Source organism: uncultured Campylobacter sp. (assembly GCF_938030785.1).
Lineage (GTDB): Bacteria > Campylobacterota > Campylobacteria > Campylobacterales > Campylobacteraceae > Campylobacter_B.
The window spans coordinates 1-16,161 of record NZ_CALHIK010000040.1 but is presented as its reverse complement, the minus strand read 5'-3'; the positions used below and the strand labels follow the sequence as shown (position 1 = coordinate 16,161).

Genomic DNA, 16,161 nt, shown 5'->3' with positions numbered 1-16,161 from the left:
TCCCAGCCCTCGTCCAACAGCTTTTTTTGCGTGGCTTCTTTGAGTTTCGCGTCTTCTAAATTTTTGATTTTGGAGATTTCTGCGGCGGAGATCAGCTCGACGTCAAATTTTTTCGTAAGCGCTTCGACCTTCTTAACGGCCGTTGCGGTGGGGGCTTTGTCGAAAAATTTTATCAGTCTTTCGTATGTGATGTAGCTTTTTTGATTTTCGTCGAAGAACTGCTCGATGGGCGTTAAGGCGTCTTTTGGGCTCGCCATAAAATCTCCTTGTGTCGTTGTGTATTTGGTTTTGGAAAAACGGATTATACCGAAACGCTCTTTATTTTTGCTTATATACGGCGCGAATAGTTTAAATTTAATAATTTTTCAAATCCTAAAAATTAGGCCAGATTTTAAAATTTAGGTTATATTTTTAGCTAAATTTAAGACTGCTCACTAAATTTCGCACTTCCAAAAATGCAAAACCAACGAGCCGAAATTCCGCTTCCTTTATGCCGCCGATTTAAAATTTAACGCCTCCGCACTTTCCATCTCTACGCTCTCGCGTTTAAATTTAGCCATAAATTTCAAGCGAGGAATTCCGCCCTCATATCGGAGCGATTGAGCGGATTTTAATAAATTTGTCGGTAAAATCGCGCATCTATTTTAAAATTTAAGGCGGAAATATGGCAAAAGTATGGAAATTCGGCGATGATATCGACACCGACATTATTATCGCGGCACGCTACCTAAACACTTCCGACGCGGCGGTGCTTGCGACGCACATTATGGAGGATGCGGACAAGGATTTTTCGTCCAAAATAACTCGCGGCGACATCATCGTAGCGGGGAAAAATTTCGGCTGCGGCAGCTCGCGCGAGCACGCTCCAATGGCGCTTAAGGCCGCTGGAATTTCATGCGTGATCGCAAAAAACTTCGCTAGGATTTTTTATCGAAACAGCTTCAATACGGGCTTTTTGATCCTCGAATGCGACGAGACGGACAAGATCGCGCAGGGCGACGAGCTTAGCATCGATCTAAAGGGCGGCGTAATTAAAAATTTAACTCAAAAAACTCAGTATAAATTCGGCGCGATACCGGAGTTTATGCAAAAGCTCCTCGACGCAGGCGGAGCGATAAATTACGCAAAAACAAAGATAAACTTGTAAGGAATTTGGATGAAAAAATACGACGTATGCGTGATAAAAGGCGACGGAATCGGCCCTGAGATCATCGAAGAAGCGATCAAGGTGCTCGATGCCGTAAGCCATAAATTTAATTTTGAGCTAAATTTTGACTACCGCTTGATGGGCGGCGCGGCGATCGACATTATGGGCGTTCCGCTTCCGGATGAGACGCTAAATGCCGCTAAATCAAGCGACGCGGTACTTTTCGGTGCGATCGGCGGCGCTAAATGGGACAGCTTGCCGCGTGAACTGCGCCCCGAAAGCGGACTGCTAAAAATTCGCAAAGAGCTTGGAGCGTTTGCAAATTTGCGTCCCGCGATGATTTTTGATGAGTTGATAAACGCTTCGACGCTAAAGCCGGAGATCATCAAGGGTGTCGATATAATGGTGGTGCGCGAGCTTACGGGCGGGATTTATTTTGGGCAGCCGCGCGTTAAAAACGAAAAGGATGCGCTAAATACGATGTGTTACAACGCCGCCGAGATCGAGCGCGTGGCTAAGGTCGCGTTTGAGGCAGCGCTTTTGCGAAACAAAAAGATAACGCTCGTAGATAAGGCCAACGTGCTTGAAACAAGCCAGCTGTGGCGCGAGGTCGTAAGCGAGCTAGCGAAAAATTATGCGGGGATAAATTTGGAGTTTATGTACGTAGATAACGCCGCGATGCAGCTCGTGCGGGCGCCTACGCAGTTCGACGTGATTTTGACGGAGAATTTGTTCGGCGATATTTTAAGCGATGAGGCGAGCATGATCTGCGGCTCGATCGGATTGCTTCCGAGTGCGAGTATCGGCGGTAAGGTAGGAATTTACGAGCCGATCCACGGCAGCGCGCCCGACATCGCGGGGCAGGGTATCGCAAACCCGATCGCTACGATCTTAAGCGCTGCGATGATGCTGAAATACGCATTCGGCGAAAATGAGGCCGCAGCAGCGATCGAGCTTGCCGTACGCGCCGTGCTTCGCGACGGATACCGCACCAAGGATATCGCGCAGTACGATGCCAAAGAAATTTGCTCGACTGCAGAGATCGGCTCGATCATCGCAGATTACGCGGCTAAAGCCTAGGAGTAGGCCTTGAATAGCGCGCTGGCTTATGCTTTGAAGCTTGAGGAAAGAGGCGATATTTACGGCGCGCTTCGCGCCTGCCGCGCCGCACTGCGCACAGATCCTAGCAATGCCGATATCGCAGTGCTTTTTGCGCGGCTAAACCTCAATCACCGAGTGGGCGCAGGCGTGGATATGGCGATGCTGCAGCGATTTATGAGCACAGATGAGCGAGAGCGGCGAGAGTTTAAAAGGTGGCTGATAGATGGATTATAAAAACGAATTTGAGGGTATCGTCAAGGCGGTAAAAAGCGAGATGCAGGCGCAAAAAAACGCGCAAAAACTCGCTTTACAAGATGAGGAAAATTCTACGCAAGACTCAGACGCGGATAGTTTGGAAAATTTGCAAAGCTCCGTTACTCAGAATGGCGATTATTTAAGCGACGATGATTCTTTAAATTTTACTTCGTCGCGCGATGATAAAGACGCGCTAGACGGGCAAAATTTTAACTCGCAAGCCGCGCAGAGCGAGCACTTGCGCGCCTCGAGCGATAGATATTTACGTGCCGCGGGCAGCAGCGGAGATGACGGGCGCTCGGGCGACGCGGCTGGCGGAAATTTTAAGACCTATGCCGATGCTGCGAGCGAAATTTACGACCGTTTAGGAAGCGAGATCGACGCGCAGGATTTTGTGTATGATCTGCCTTTAAATTTTATCAAAAGCTCGCCCTTAAATTATAGCTTCGATTCCGAGCAAGAAGAGATTTCCGCGCAAAATTTCGCCGGATTTAAGGAGCTTGGCGAATCTGGATATGAAAGCTTCGATGATGATTTTAAGGAATTCGGTGAGATGCGAAGTCCTAAAAACCATAACGCGCAGAATTTTAAATTTAGCGCCCCGGACGCTTTCCCAAGCGCGCGAGATTCCGCTTCCGCGCAAAATTTCGGCACCTCTAAAAACGCTACCGACGATTCTAAAACCGAAAACGAAATTTCAAGCGAGGCGGAGTTTTTAAACGCACTAAAAGAGCGCATTTTGGTGCTTTTTGAGGGGCTGAACGCCTTTGATCAGGGCGATATCGAGGCGCGCGTAGAGCTAAATTTGAAATTTATGGAATTTTTACTTGCGAGTATCGACGACAGACTTGAGCATCTATCAAAACGATGATTTTGGGGCGCTTCTAAACTATCTTAACCGCTTTAGCTCGCGCATCTATTTAGTGGGCGGTTTCGTGCGCGATCTGTTTTTGGGCCGCAAAAGCGGCGAAAGTGCGGATCTGGATATCGAGCTTTACGACGTCAGCCCGCAGAAATTCGATGAAATCATGCAGAGCTTCGGCGCACAGGGCGTCGGTAAAAGCTACTTCGTCTATAAATATAAAAATTTCGACGTTTCGCTGCCGCGTACCGAGAGCAAGACGGGCGTCGGACACAAGGGCTTTAGCGTGGCTTTGGCCGCGGATGAGCGCGAGGCTAGCAAGAGGCGCGATTTTACGATTAATTCGATTATGCTAAACGCGCTTAGCGGCGAAATTTTAGACTTTTACGGCGGCATTAGCGATATAAAATCGCGCGTGCTGCGGCTTGTAGATGAGCGCAGCTTTAAAGAGGACAGCCTGCGCGTCTTTCGCGCGGTGCAGTTTGCGGCGAGATTTAATCTGCAAATTGAGCCGAAAACGCTGCAAATCATGCGTGCGATGGATACCGACGATCTAAGCAAGGAGCGCATAAAATGCGAGCTCATAAAGCTTTTCAGCGCGAAATTTTGCTCGGTAGGGCTTGGCGCGCTGCAAAAGCTGGAGCTATTTCATAAAATTTTTGGCGTACGCATATCGGATGAGCGCTGCGCGCAGCTCGGAGCCTTTATCGATCAGGGCAAAGCGCTCGTACAAAGCGATATGTTTTTCCTCTACGCCCTGCTAAATTTACTGCGGCTAAATAAGCAAGAAATTTTAAAAAACCTCAGGCTGAACGCGCTTTATAAAAGGGTGATCGACGAGCCGTTTTACGCTGAGGTAAACGATGAAATTTTATGCAAGATCGCGCTTAAAATGCCGCTTAAGCGCTGGCTTGGACTTTATACGCCGGCGCGCGTAAAAGCCGCGCAAAGGCTTGGAATTTACGAGGCTAAATTTAAAAGCGCGGTAAGCGGCGCACAGCTCGCGCGCGAGGGCTTTAGCGGCGCTCAGATCGGCAAAGAGCTCGCTAGTCGGCAAGAAGCTGAGATAAAGGCGTTTCTTGCGGGGCTAAAAGCGTAAATTTAGAGAGATTTTTGTAAAATTGTCACTTTATTCGGGAGTTAAAATTTTATGAAAAAATTCTACCGCCGCAGCGATGGTTGCGGACGAGACGGCAAAATTTACAAATCGTGCATTGAAATTTACAAGCAAAAGGGCGAGGTTTGCGATCTCGGCGACGAAATTTACAAGCCTAGCGGCGATATTTGTAAATCTAGCGACGAAATTTATAAGCCGAAAGGCGAAGCTCGCGACTTTAGCGATGAAATTTACGGCCTAATCGGTACGGTTTATAAACAGATCCGCGCGCGATCTTGCGGCGCAAAAGCGGCGGGTGGCGATGTTTAATATCGTGTTAGTATATCCGCAGATCCACACAAACACGGGCTCCATCGGGCGCATGTGCGTCAATGCTGGGTGCTGCCTGCATCTGATCAAGCCGCTCGGATTTGTCATAGACGATAAGCATCTGCGCCGCGCGGGGCTTGATTATTGGGCGAGCTTAGATCTTAAAATTTGGGAAAATTGGGATGAGTTTATGGCGGCGAACGAGAAATTTAAGCAGAGCTTCTTTTTTGCGACGACGAAGACGAACAAGCTCTACTACGAGGCGGAATTTCAACCGGGCGATTTTTTGATTTTCGGCTCGGAGGGGCACGGACTGCCGCTTGAGATCATGCACACAAACCGCGAAAACTGCATCACGATCCCTATGAGCAGCGCGGGGCGCAGTTTAAATTTAGCCACTAGCGTGGGCATCGTAACCTACGAAGCGATCCGCCAAAACATCGATAAATTCGACTTTAGGAGCGCGGTTTGCGAGTTTTAGCGCTACTTTTTGCGATGTTTTTCTGCGGCGCGAGTGCGGCGGAGCTGAAAATCGCATCGTTTAACGTGCAAAATTTATTCGACGGCGTAAACGACGGCACGGAGTATGCGGACTTTGAGATTGGGCGCGGAAGCTGGAGCGAGCAAAAATACGAGCGCAAACTGCAAGCGGTAGCGGACGAGATAAGCGCGCTTAATGCCGATATTTTGGGGTTGCAAGAGATCGAAAACGAAGCCGTGCTAAAAGCGCTTGCGCAGAAGGCGGGCTATAGCTTTTATAAATTTTCGCGCGCGCAAACTGCGCCCGTAGGCATTGCTGTGCTATCGCGCGTGCCGATGAAATCGTGGGAATTTTACCGCGCGCAGGAGCTTAAAACGCGCGATATTTTGCGGGCAGATTTCGCGCTTGGGCTCGGCGATTTTAGCCTCTACGTGACGCATACGCTCTCCGCGCGCAACCCACTTAGCGAGCGTAAAAAGAACTTCCGCTTTTTAAATGAAATTTTAAAAGATAAAAAGGCCGCGGTCGTTGTGGGCGATTTCAATACTAATTTCGGCAAAAACTCCCTGCTTAGCGAGCTTGTGCGGCAATACGGCTTTACCGATTTATGGGCGCTGCATCCCTGCTCGCGATCGGAGCTTTACGGCTCGTGCGCCTCTCACGAAAGCGGCTCGGCACTCGATCATATCCTGCTTAGCGACGATCTGTTCGGCGCCGCAAAGATCGGCTATAAAAACGCTAGCTTCGAGGTAAAAAGCTCCTCAGCCGCTTCCGATCACTTTCCGATCAGCTTCGTTTTGACGGACGAGCAGGGCGAAATTTTAAAAACCGCGCCCGAGAAAACGGCGTTTTTAAGCGGCGGCGTAAAAGACGAGCGAGCGGACGATGAGCGCGCGGCGGGTGCGGAGAAAATCTCTAGCGTGGATGAAATTTACGGACGAACGGGTTTTGACGCGCCGGTGATTTTAAAAGGCGCGGTTGTTACGTTTTTGAATAATCACGGCTTTGCGATCTCGCAAAACAGGCGCGGAGTCTTCGTCTACGGCGATGCGGAGGGGCTTGGGCTCGGCGATATGCTTGATATCAGGGTTAAAAAGGCTAAATTTTATAAGCAAAATTTTGAAATTTACGATTTTGATATCCTCGCTAAAAGCGCCAACGTGGGCTCTCTCGCGTCTTACGTAATAGAGCCTGAAGAGCTTGAGAAGCTGCGTGCGGGCGATACGGTAAGCGCGATCAGAGGCGACGTAAAAGACGGCGAGATCGATATAAAAAATTTCGGTAAATTTAGAATTTTTAGTAAAAAATCGCTCGTACAAAACGGCAAAAATTTAGAGTTTAAAAACGCATATTTTACGATTTACAAAGGACAAAGGGAGTTTATCGTCGAATGATACATTACGTTATAGCGACGCTTTTTGTGGCATTTATGATATTTTTGATCGTCGGATTTAACAAACAGATGCTTGAACGAAATGAAAAACGAAATCAACGAAAAAAGGATTAAAATGGAACTACTTATTGAAATCGCAGTCGAGGAGCTGCCCGCGATCCCGTTTTTAAAAGAGCGCGCAAATATCGCTCCGAAATGGCAGGCCGTGCTGCAAAAACACGGCTTACAAAGCGAGTTTGAGTTTGAATACAGCCCGCGCAGGCTCGTGTTTTTTCACAAAGACTTCGCCGAGCGCCAAAGCGACGGCACCGTAGTGAGCACCGGCGCGCCAAAGAGCGTCGCGCTAAAGGACGGCGCGTGGACCGCCGCGGCGCTAAGCTTTGCCAAAAAATGCGGCATCGATGAAAGCGAGTTGGAGTTTCGGCAAGTAGGCGGCAAAGAGGTGCTGTATCACGCCGCGGTGCAAAAAGGGCGCGCTAGCCGTGAAATTTTAGGCGAGATGATAGAGGAGCTCTTAAAATCCCTAAATTTCGGTCGCGCGATGCGCTGGGGCGAGGGCGAGTTTGAGTTCATCCGTCCGATCAGAGGCGTGGCGTGTCTGCTCGGCGGAGCGAACGTGGATTTTGAAATTTACGGCGTGCGCAGCGAGGCGGCGTTTTTCCCGCACCGAAAATTCGGCTACGAAAAGATAAAATTTAAAAGCGCGGCGCAATATTTCGAGCTTTTGGAAAAAAACGGCGTGATCCTAAGCGCGCGCAAAAGACGCGAGAAAATTTTAAACGAGTTTGCAAATTTAGAGAAAAAGCACGGCTTTAAGATCGATGCGGATGAGGACCTGCTCGATGAAGTGGTGGCGATCACGGAGTATCCGACCGCGCTACTGGGGGGCTTTGATGAGGAATTTTTAAGCGTGCCCAAAGAGGCGATCATCACTTCGATGAAGGAAAATCAGCGCTATTTTCCAGTTTTTGAAGGGGGAAGACTGAGCAATCACTTCGTCGTCGTAAGCAACGCCGTCACGCAGGATAACGATCTCATCGTAAAGGGCAACGAAAAGGTCCTGCGCGCGCGCCTAAGCGACGCGATGTTTTTCTGGCAAAGCGATCTAAAGGCCGAATTTAGCGCCGAGAAGCTAAAGCAAATTTCATATCTGGACGGGCTCGGTTCGGTTTATGATAAACAGCTGCGCGAGCTAGCCGTGGCGCAAATTTTAGCCGAGGCTTATGCGCCGCGGCTGCAAAGCGAGCTCGCAGGCACCGATATGAACGCCTGCGTCAAAGACGCCGTGATGCTTAGCAAGGCCGATCTTACCAGCACGATGGTGGGCGAGTTTAGCGAGCTGCAGGGTATTATGGGCGGGTACTACGCCGAGCACGCAGGGCTTTGCGAGCCGGTTTGCCGCGCGATACGCGAGCAGTATCTGCCTAGCGGCGAGGACAGCGCGCTGCCTAGCGGCGTATTTAGCAGCGTGATCGCCGCTGCGATGAAATTTGAAACGCTCGTGGGGCTTTTTAGCATCGGTAAGGCTCCAAGCGGCAACAAAGACCCGTACGCGCTCCGCCGCGCCGCTGCGGGACTTATCAAGATCGTGCTGAACGAGGGCTTGAGCTTCGATGCGGCGGCTCTGATAAAACGGATCGCGTCGAATTATAAAGATTTCGATCAGCAAAAGCTGCTCGATTTCATCAAAGATAGGCTCTACGGCATCTACGAGGACGTCAATCCGTCCGTGATCAAGGCGTGCATCGGCAGCGGCGAAAACGATCTGCTGCGCCTAAGCGGGGCGATTTCGGCGCTTAGCAAGATCGCGTCGGCGGATGATTTTAAGGAGAATTTCGCCACTTTCAAGCGATTAGCCAATATCATCAAGGACGAAAAGATCGGCTCCGTGGATGAGCGGCTCTTCGAGCACGACGCCGAGCGGGCGCTAAATGCGGCGTTTGGCGCGATAAAATTTGACGGCTCGGATTACGAAGGCTATCTGCGCTCGCTATTTAATTTAAAAAGCAGGATCGATCAATTCTTTGATAGTGTGATGATAAATGCCGAGGATGCCGCAGTGCGCGCAAACCGCATCGCAAATATCGGTCAAATTTACGAAGGATTTTTAAAGATCGCCGATATAAAAGAGATCGGATTTTAGATGATCTGGGTCGGAATTTAGGCCGGTTTTAAAATTTTAAGAGTCTATTTCAAAGGATATGAAATGCTGACGATTAATTCGAGGCTGCCTACCGAAAATTTAAAAATTTCAAAAGCGCTGCCTCAACTCATACAAGGCTACATCTACCGCTATTTGCCAAGCGCCGAGCACGAAGGATATAAGCACGAACCCAGCGGCAAAATTTTTAAACGAACAAATTTTGATTTTCGCTTAAATGGTGCAAATTTGCGGATTAGATTTACCTCCTATGAGCCGGAATTTGAAAAAATAATCACGCTTGCGGTGCTAAAAGACGGGCTAAATTTGGGCGAGCTTTGCCTGTGCGATACGACGGTGGCTGTTAGCGAACACAGAACCGCGCAAAGCGAAGCGGTGCTGCAAGGCTGCGTGGCATGCGCGGTAGGCGGGCTTTTGGGACATAAAATTTATCTGCAGCCGCAAGACTCCAGGCATCTTGAGATGATGAAAACAAACGCGCTGCAAAGATTTGAAACGCTTACCGGGCGCAGATACAACGGAGAATTTGAGCTAAATTTGCTCTGGCAAAATTTGCAAAATCCATTTAATTTTTACTACGGCAACAACCGCTCGCCGGTTCAGGCTTGGCAAGCGAAATGGAAAATTTGCGCGCAACCGGAGCTTATAAATTTGATCCTTGACGCCGGCGTCGGAAGCGGGTGTATGAACTGCGGAGCTGGGTTTGTGGAGTCGATGGAAGAAAAGCAAGGCATATAAAAATACAAATTTAAAATCCTTCAAGGATAAGAGGAACTTGCTTTTCAATAAGTTATTTTATAAAAATATGAATAAAAAAGCAAACCATAAAAATATTTCTGCATCTAAAATTACAATAACCTTGACTTTAAAAATAAATTAGAGTAAAATACGAGAAATAAGTTTAAGGAAAATATTTTGGGCGATATAGTTAAAATTTTCGCCGACATAGGTGAAATATACCAAAAAGACGAAAAGCGTCTCAAAAACGAAGCCTACAAATACGACGCGATCAAAGCGTATCTCTGTGACATAGAAACCAAGCAAATAGAGCCGAATTTAAACATAAGTAAAGACGATCTGATAATATGTAGATTTGGCGTAGGCGCAAATTCAGGTAATCTTTTTCCAAATTCTCAATTTTTATCCAAAGAAGTAAATAAAGACGAAGCTAAATTTATAAAAGGCGTTTTGAGATCGGTTTCAAATTTGCTCTCGTTTTTTGAGTCGAGCGATATAGAAAAAGAGGCTATTTTGTCTATATTATCAAGTATAAATAAAGAATATTTTGCCGATATTATAGATGAGATTAAAGGCCTTGATGAGCTAAAAAAGGAAAAAGGCAAAAAAGTCGCTACTTTTTTCTCGCTCTCATACAAGGGCAAGCCCGTTTCTGCCTATTTTAAGCAAATTTTTGAAAATCGTATCAGCGTAAAAGAGCAAAAATCATCCTATGGATACGATATTTTGACAAATGAAAAAGGTATAGGCGGCGATGCAAATTTAGCATTTTGCTCGGTAAATGAGCTACCCGCCAATATGCAATTTATCAAACCAAAACTCCTGCCGCTAAGCGCCATTAGCGCAAAAAAGGTAGAAAACGGCTTTAAAGCGACAAAAGACAAGCTATCGCATAATTTCTACGGTATGAAGATGGCGATTTTGCCGACGCTTTTAGATAGCTCGGTAAATTTAGAAGATATTGTAGAAATACTAGAAGAAACTTCAAAAAGCGATATGAAAAATATCGAAATCGCCGAGGAAGCCATAAAATTTAACATAAATGATTATCTCGAAATCGTCGCTAAAAAACAGGAAAATTTACCTGTTTTAAATACGATTTTATTTTATACGCAAAGCAATGCCGCTATCGATTTAAAGCTTGCGATAGATGACGTTTTGCCCTCTTTTATCTCTAAAATTTCAAATTTAATGGGCAATTTTGAGATTAAAGCTTTCTATGAAAAAAACAGTGGAACCGATGAGACGATATATCTTCAAAATTTGTTTGAAGATAGGCTAAGCGTGATGAGCTTTTTGTTGTCGCGAAATAAATTTGATTTAGAAATTATGATAGAAAGATATAGCGATCTGATTTGTTATGGTAGCGTCAATAAAAGTTATGCAAAGAAATTGGAATGGAGCAAATATTTTAACGATTTTTACAGGCAAAGAACGGTCGAGGTTATCAGAAAATACCAAAATTTTTTTAATGAAATTGATGTCTTAAATAAAAAACTAGTGTTTCAAAAGGAGTGTGATTTGGAAAATTTAACCGATAAAAAGGAACTGATTAAAGAGCTAATCAAAAATAGCGAGTTTTTGAATCAAAACGATGCGCTTATTAGCGCTTATTTGCTCGGTATGCTAAGCGCAGCCCTGATAAACTGGCAGCTCGGCATTAACGGCGGCGTATCGTTTAGTAACTGGCTCAATGACTGCGGCTCGATAAGCAGGGAAAATTTGGAGCGAATTTGGACTAAGTGCGACGAGATGATTAGAAAGCTTAAGGCGGCTTCTGGCAAACCAAATCCAAATGTTGAAAATATAAAAGAGTGTTTGATTGAAATTTTACCGCAAGTCTTTTCTAGAGAAGGCAAGATAGTAAAAAGCTCGCATACAACTCTCGCTTTTGCTATGGGCGGAAGCGATTATCGCAAATTTCTAAAAGATAAGACAAAATAAAGGAGAATAAGATGCAGAAAAAAGAGATACTTTTTTTGTGGGACGGAGAGAACTGGAATCCAAACGGCGATATGCTAAAGGATAACGCTCCAAGATGCGATGACGAGACTGGCATAGCCGAAGTAACGGACGTGCGCATAAAAAGAACTATCAGAGACGAGATTATGAAAAAAGACGAGGCGTCGATTTTTATAAAGGAGTATAGGATAGAAGATGCCGTACTAGACGCTAAAACGGCGATCAGACAAAGTATAAACATAAAACAAAGCAAAAGCGAACTGCAAAAAGAAATTCTCTCTAAATTTATCGATATTCGCGCATTTGGCGGCGTCTTGCCGATTTCGGATAAAGACGAGATGAAGCAGGATAAAGAGATAAAAACCGCAGGAGTTCGGTTTACCGGTCCGGTGCAGTTTAGATTAAGCAAATCCCTAAACAAGGTTGAGATAGAGCACGTAAGAGGAACCGGCGCTTTTGCTAGCGATTACGATCCAAACGATCCTAAAAAACAAAAAGATCAAGCGACTTTTAGAGAGGAAAAATTTTTAAAATACGCTATTTTTGCTACTTACGGCGTTATCGATAACTATAATGCGGCAAAAACCGGCTTTAGCGAAGCCGATGAGGCTAAAATTTTAAAAGCTTTGTGGCACGGCACTAAAAATTTAACGACTCGCTCCAAAATCGGCCAGACTCCAAGGTTTATGCTAATCATCACGTATAAAGACGATACGTTTGCTGGCGATCTAAACAATAGCATAAGCCTAAAAAGTGAAAAAGAAGATAGGGCAATAAGAAATATTAACGAATACGTTATCGACTTTACAAATTTAAAAAATAAACTCGCAAGATATGCCGCAAATATAGAAAAAATAGAGTATATGAGCGATTATGATTTTGAAGCGATAAACAAAGAAAATTTTGACAGTAGCTGGAAAAAGATAGAGGCATAAAATGAGCATTATTGCTTTTAGATTATTCGGCGATTACGCTCATTTTTCGCATCCGGCGACGATTTATTCTAGCCTAACCTATCCGGTACCGCCAAAGACAGCTATAATGGGCTTTTTAGGCGCCGTTATAGGCGAGGAGGAGTATTTTAAGCTATCTAGCATCAAATACAGCGTAAAAATAGATAGGCAAATTTTAAAAAAGAGTTTTGTTTTTAACGGCATAAAATTTGCCCTCTCAAGCAATATGCACATAGAGGAAGGCTATCAAAACGCCAAGGAGAAAAAGCAATTTTACAGAGAGCTCATCTGCTCGCCGTCTTATGTTGTATTTTTAAATTTAGAAAATTTAGAGCAAAGATACCGGGATAAAATAATTTCAAATTTAAAAGAGCACAAAACCGCCTTTACGCCGTATCTTGGGATAAATTTTTGCATAGCCGATTTTAGTTGGATCGATATAAAAATATGCGAAAAAATATCGCAAGATGAAAGCTTTATAGATACATTTACGCTTATGGACGACTTTATTTTTGAGGGAATTAACGAAAATGCGAAATTAACTACGGCTAGAATGCCTTGTGACTGCGAAAATGGACGAATTTTTAAAAATTTTAAAGACTTTGTAATGGAAATAAACGGCAAAGAAGCTATAAAATCTAAAAATCGCGGAAATATATATAAGATAAACGATGAAAGAGTCTATTTTATTTGACGAATTTTGGTCTCATCCAAATAAACTTTTAGAAAACCATATAAAAAATATGATCTCTGCTGGCGATGAAGAGCTGGATAAGCAAGTCAAACTCTATCACGACATCGCAAAACTAAAAAATAATTTTCAAATTTACATCAGAGATACCTCAAACGATAAGCTGGATAAAAACCATTCGTTTTTATCGGCATATTTTTTCTTGCTAAACTCAAAATTTGATGATATACCGACTCTATTTGGCTTTTTGGCTATCGTTTCGCACCACGGCGACGTATTAAATTTAGATAGATTAGTGCGCGAAGATAACAAATTCTTGGGCGATAATTTTGAAAATTCAAAAGAGCTAGAATATTGGGAAGAAGTAGCTAATGCCGCTAAAAATATCAAGATTTATTCGGGATTATCTACAAAAAAGGATGAGTTTTTAGATAGAGCGGAAAAGCTTCACCAATACTTAATTTTATTGCAGTACAGATACAAATTTACTTATAGTGATTTTATAAATTTCAAAAGCCTATATTCAAATTTGGTTTATAGCGATAAATTTGAAGCTATCTTTAATGAGCCAAGGCAAGAAAATAAGCAAATTCCACTTTGTGAGCTAGAACAGTATATTTCAAAATTAGCGGAAAAATCGGACGACGAAAAACCAAATAAGCGAGATACATTTAGAAATTTTGTTTTAAACAACTTTGACAAAAATTTCAAACTTTTTACTTTGACTGCGCCTACGGGCTACGGCAAGACCTTGACCGCTCTAAATTTCGCCTTGAAATTTAACAAATCTCGCATAATTTATGCGCTTCCTTTCACTTCGATAATCGATCAAGCCTACGATATTATCGCGAAAATTTATAAAAATAGCGATATTTCGGTTAGCAAGACTCATCACAAAACGACGATAGATGAAGAAAATCTAACCGAAGATGACAGGTACTCTAAGATCAAATTTTTGATGGAATCTTTTAGCGGCGAGATAAATATAACTACTCTTTATCAGCTGATATTTGCGCTATTTGGCAATAAAAACAAAGACAACGTCAAATTTAATCAGCTCAAAAATAGCGTCGTTATCATCGATGAGGCCCAAGCGATCCCATATAATTTTAGAAAAGATTTTATCCTGCTTTGCGAGATCATCTCGCAGCGGCTCGGCACTATTTTTATATTTATGTCGGCGACGATGCCGGTTATTAAAAGCGAAAATTTTAAAGAAATTTCAAATTTAGAGTATTTTTCAAAGCAGGATAGATACGTCATAAAATGGCTTGACGTAAGCGGCGAAGATGGGCTTTTGGAAAAGATTTGCGAAACCGCAAGAGATAAAAATACCCTCGTCGTCGTAAATACGATCAAAAAAGCGCAGGAGCTATTTGTAAAACTAAAAGATAAATTTAACTGCTTTTGCCTAAACGGATATATGCATGATAGGCATAAGCGGGCGATTATAAGAATGGTGAGATGCAGAATAAGTAAGAGCAAAAAAGATCCGCTTGCGAGTAAAATTTTACTAATTTCCACGCAGTCTATTGAGGCGGGAGTAGATCTTGACTTTGACGTGGGTTTTCGCGAAGTCTCGCCCATTAGCTCGATCATACAGACCGCAGGCCGCGTAAATAGGCATTTTGGAGAAATCCGCGGCGAGCTATACGTCTTTCCCGAAATAAGTAAATTTACAAATTTGATTTATGGCGATTTATATAAAGTAAGCGGAACTATTTTGGAGGATTTTAGACGAAAAGAGGTGCGAGAGAGCGAAATTTTGGAAATTTCAAATTCATTTTTTCAAAAAGTTAGCGCTCAGCTGGAACAAGATACGGATGAAAGCGACATAGGAAAGAGAATAAAAAAGCTTGAGTTTGAAGACATTAACGAAGAGATCAAAAAGGTTATGGACGACAACTGCAAACAAACGCTAATAATAGAAGCCAAAGAAAATTTCATTAAGGATTTTGAAGCTAAAATTTTAGAAATTAAAAATAGCTCAAATGGCGAATTTACGATACGAGACCTTTTAAAAAATCACATCAGAAAGTTATCGAAATTTAGCATAAATGTAACGTTTAAAGATAAAGAGAAATTGATGCCTAATTTAAAGCAAATAAACGGGCTAAAAGATATGTTTTATCTGCCGTTTGGCTCGTATTATTTTTATAGCGCGGATTACGGGCTTAAAAAAGATACGAATTTAGACATCACGGACGAGGTATTTGACTAATGTTTTGCAAAGACCAAATCACCGGTACGCTTGTGAATTATTACGTCACCTGCAAGCGCGAGGCGTGGCTTTACGCGCACCATATCCACGCCGATCAAGAGGATGAAAACGTGCTGATGGGCAAGGCGCTAGCGGAAATCAAAGAGCGCGATTTGCAGGACTTTGCATTTTCAAATTTGAAATTTGACAAACTTTCCAAGCAGCGCGGACATTATCTCGTCACCGAATACAAAAAGAGCCTAAAAAACGAGCTTGCGGGCAAGATGCAGCTACTTTTTTACATCTATCTTTTAAAAACGGGCTTAAATTTAAAAGAGGTAAAAGGCAAACTAATCAGCGGTAAAAAGGTGATTTTAGTGGAGGATAGCAGCGAAAATTTCGCTCTAATCGAGCAAATTTTAAGCGAGATAACGGCACTCGCAAACTTGGAGCGGCCGCCGAAATTTACGCAGGGCAAATTTTGCGCAAACTGCGCTTATAACGGATATTGTGCAAGTTGAAATTTAGAGAAATGCTAGAAAAATGTACGTGATTTTATTTTACGACATCGCCGGCGCCGAGCAAAAAGAGAAAAACAACGCAAACCGCATCAGAAAGGCGGTCGAGAAGTTTTTGCCGCGCGTGCAGTTTTCCGTTTTTGAAGGCGAGATTCGCGAGAGCGATTTTAAAAAACTAAGCGCAATGCTGCAAAAAGAGTGCGTTACGCAGCTTGATTCTATCGTGATTTACACATTTAATTCGCTGAAATATTCGCAGCGTATCGTAATCGG

16 protein-coding genes and 1 pseudogene are annotated in these 16,161 nt (G+C 43.9%); 16 read left to right on the top strand and 1 reads right to left on the bottom strand.

All coding sequences use genetic code 11. From position 1 onward, the window contains the following. Nucleotides 1–257: pseudogene (locus Q0438_RS02120) on the bottom strand (RNA polymerase sigma factor RpoD); the annotation flags it as partial. Between the two features lie 407 nt (nt 258–664). Here Q0438_RS02120 and Q0438_RS02115 point away from each other — a divergent pair. The 16 genes from Q0438_RS02115 to cas2 all read left to right on the top strand — a co-directional run. Next, nucleotides 665–1,147 (top strand): 3-isopropylmalate dehydratase small subunit, encoded by a 483-nt coding sequence (locus tag Q0438_RS02115; RefSeq protein WP_299186812.1) that lies wholly within the window; start codon nt 665–667, stop codon nt 1,145–1,147. A 9-nt stretch (nt 1,148–1,156) separates the two neighbouring features. After that, entirely contained in the window at nt 1,157–2,227 is a 1,071-nt protein-coding gene (leuB, locus tag Q0438_RS02110; RefSeq protein ID WP_299186809.1) for a 3-isopropylmalate dehydrogenase, read from the top strand. Nucleotides 2,228–2,236: 9 nt separating this feature from the next. Then, complete coding sequence (locus tag Q0438_RS02105; protein WP_299186806.1) at nt 2,237–2,482, top strand: tetratricopeptide repeat protein; 246 nt, start codon at nt 2,237–2,239, stop codon at nt 2,480–2,482. Continuing rightward, nucleotides 2,472–3,374 (top strand): hypothetical protein, encoded by a 903-nt coding sequence (locus tag Q0438_RS02100; RefSeq protein WP_299186803.1) that lies wholly within the window; start codon nt 2,472–2,474, stop codon nt 3,372–3,374. Before Q0438_RS02105 ends, Q0438_RS02100 begins: the two co-directional genes overlap by 11 nt. Then, a complete protein-coding gene (locus Q0438_RS02095) occupies nt 3,352–4,464 on the top strand; it encodes a CCA tRNA nucleotidyltransferase (RefSeq protein WP_299186801.1) in 1,113 nt (370 codons plus the stop codon). Before Q0438_RS02100 ends, Q0438_RS02095 begins: the two co-directional genes overlap by 23 nt. A gap of 51 nt (nt 4,465–4,515) precedes the next feature. Then, nucleotides 4,516–4,791: a hypothetical protein gene (locus Q0438_RS02090; protein WP_299186799.1), complete on the top strand. Its 276-nt coding sequence runs from the start codon at nt 4,516–4,518 to the stop codon at nt 4,789–4,791. Then, nucleotides 4,784–5,272: a tRNA (cytidine(34)-2'-O)-methyltransferase gene (locus Q0438_RS02085; RefSeq protein WP_299186796.1), complete on the top strand. Its 489-nt coding sequence runs from the start codon at nt 4,784–4,786 to the stop codon at nt 5,270–5,272. Before Q0438_RS02090 ends, Q0438_RS02085 begins: the two co-directional genes overlap by 8 nt. Next, the gene (locus tag Q0438_RS02080) at nt 5,260–6,666 is read left to right on the top strand and encodes an endonuclease/exonuclease/phosphatase family protein (RefSeq protein WP_299186793.1); all 1,407 of its coding nucleotides are present in this window, start codon (nt 5,260–5,262) and stop codon (nt 6,664–6,666) included. The genes Q0438_RS02085 and Q0438_RS02080 overlap by 13 nt, the downstream gene beginning before the upstream one ends. Before the next feature lie 114 nt (nt 6,667–6,780). Next, on the top strand, nt 6,781–8,808 hold the full coding sequence (gene glyS, locus Q0438_RS02075) for a glycine--tRNA ligase subunit beta (RefSeq protein WP_299186791.1): 2,028 nt from the start codon (nt 6,781–6,783) through the stop codon (nt 8,806–8,808). Nucleotides 8,809–8,871: 63 nt separating this feature from the next. Beyond that, nucleotides 8,872–9,564 (top strand): CRISPR-associated endoribonuclease Cas6, encoded by a 693-nt coding sequence (locus tag Q0438_RS02070; protein ID WP_299186788.1) that lies wholly within the window; start codon nt 8,872–8,874, stop codon nt 9,562–9,564. 177 nt (nt 9,565–9,741) lie between these two features. Next, nucleotides 9,742–11,508 (top strand): TM1802 family CRISPR-associated protein, encoded by a 1,767-nt coding sequence (locus Q0438_RS02065; protein WP_299186785.1) that lies wholly within the window; start codon nt 9,742–9,744, stop codon nt 11,506–11,508. An 11-nt stretch (nt 11,509–11,519) separates the two neighbouring features. Further along, nucleotides 11,520–12,461 carry a type I-B CRISPR-associated protein Cas7/Csh2 gene (gene cas7b, locus Q0438_RS02060; protein WP_299186782.1) on the top strand — a complete coding sequence of 314 codons (942 nt, stop codon included), beginning with the start codon at nt 11,520–11,522 and terminating at the stop codon, nt 12,459–12,461. A gap of 1 nt (nt 12,462) precedes the next feature. Next, nucleotides 12,463–13,173, top strand: coding sequence for a CRISPR-associated protein Cas5 (gene cas5, locus Q0438_RS02055; protein WP_299186780.1), 711 nt, complete (start codon nt 12,463–12,465; stop codon nt 13,171–13,173). Beyond that, nucleotides 13,151–15,391: a CRISPR-associated helicase Cas3' gene (gene cas3, locus Q0438_RS02050; protein WP_299186777.1), complete on the top strand. Its 2,241-nt coding sequence runs from the start codon at nt 13,151–13,153 to the stop codon at nt 15,389–15,391. Before cas5 ends, cas3 begins: the two co-directional genes overlap by 23 nt. Beyond that, the gene (locus Q0438_RS02045) at nt 15,391–15,891 is read left to right on the top strand and encodes a CRISPR-associated protein Cas4 (protein WP_299186775.1); all 501 of its coding nucleotides are present in this window, start codon (nt 15,391–15,393) and stop codon (nt 15,889–15,891) included. The genes cas3 and Q0438_RS02045 overlap by 1 nt, the downstream gene beginning before the upstream one ends. Nucleotides 15,892–15,913: 22 nt before the next feature. Further along, nucleotides 15,914–16,161: CRISPR-associated endonuclease Cas2 (gene cas2, locus Q0438_RS02040; protein ID WP_299186772.1), on the top strand; the 248-nt coding region annotated here is incomplete at its 3' end.

Bases quoted from the DNA above. Each gene is read 5' to 3' on its own strand.
- Q0438_RS02115 (WP_299186812.1), top strand. From the start codon at position 665: ATGGCAAAAGTATGGAAATTCGGCGATGATATCGACACCGACATTATT.
- leuB (WP_299186809.1), top strand. From the start codon at position 1,157: ATGAAAAAATACGACGTATGCGTGATAAAAGGCGACGGAATCGGCCCT.
- Q0438_RS02100 (WP_299186803.1), top strand. From the start codon at position 2,472: ATGGATTATAAAAACGAATTTGAGGGTATCGTCAAGGCGGTAAAAAGC.
- Q0438_RS02090 (WP_299186799.1), top strand. From the start codon at position 4,516: ATGAAAAAATTCTACCGCCGCAGCGATGGTTGCGGACGAGACGGCAAA.
- Q0438_RS02085 (WP_299186796.1), top strand. From the start codon at position 4,784: ATGTTTAATATCGTGTTAGTATATCCGCAGATCCACACAAACACGGGC.
- glyS (WP_299186791.1), top strand. From the start codon at position 6,781: ATGGAACTACTTATTGAAATCGCAGTCGAGGAGCTGCCCGCGATCCCG.
- Q0438_RS02070 (WP_299186788.1), top strand. From the start codon at position 8,872: ATGCTGACGATTAATTCGAGGCTGCCTACCGAAAATTTAAAAATTTCA.
- cas7b (WP_299186782.1), top strand. From the start codon at position 11,520: ATGCAGAAAAAAGAGATACTTTTTTTGTGGGACGGAGAGAACTGGAAT.
- cas5 (WP_299186780.1), top strand. From the start codon at position 12,463: ATGAGCATTATTGCTTTTAGATTATTCGGCGATTACGCTCATTTTTCG.
- cas3 (WP_299186777.1), top strand. From the start codon at position 13,151: ATGAAAGAGTCTATTTTATTTGACGAATTTTGGTCTCATCCAAATAAA.
- Q0438_RS02045 (WP_299186775.1), top strand. From the start codon at position 15,391: ATGTTTTGCAAAGACCAAATCACCGGTACGCTTGTGAATTATTACGTC.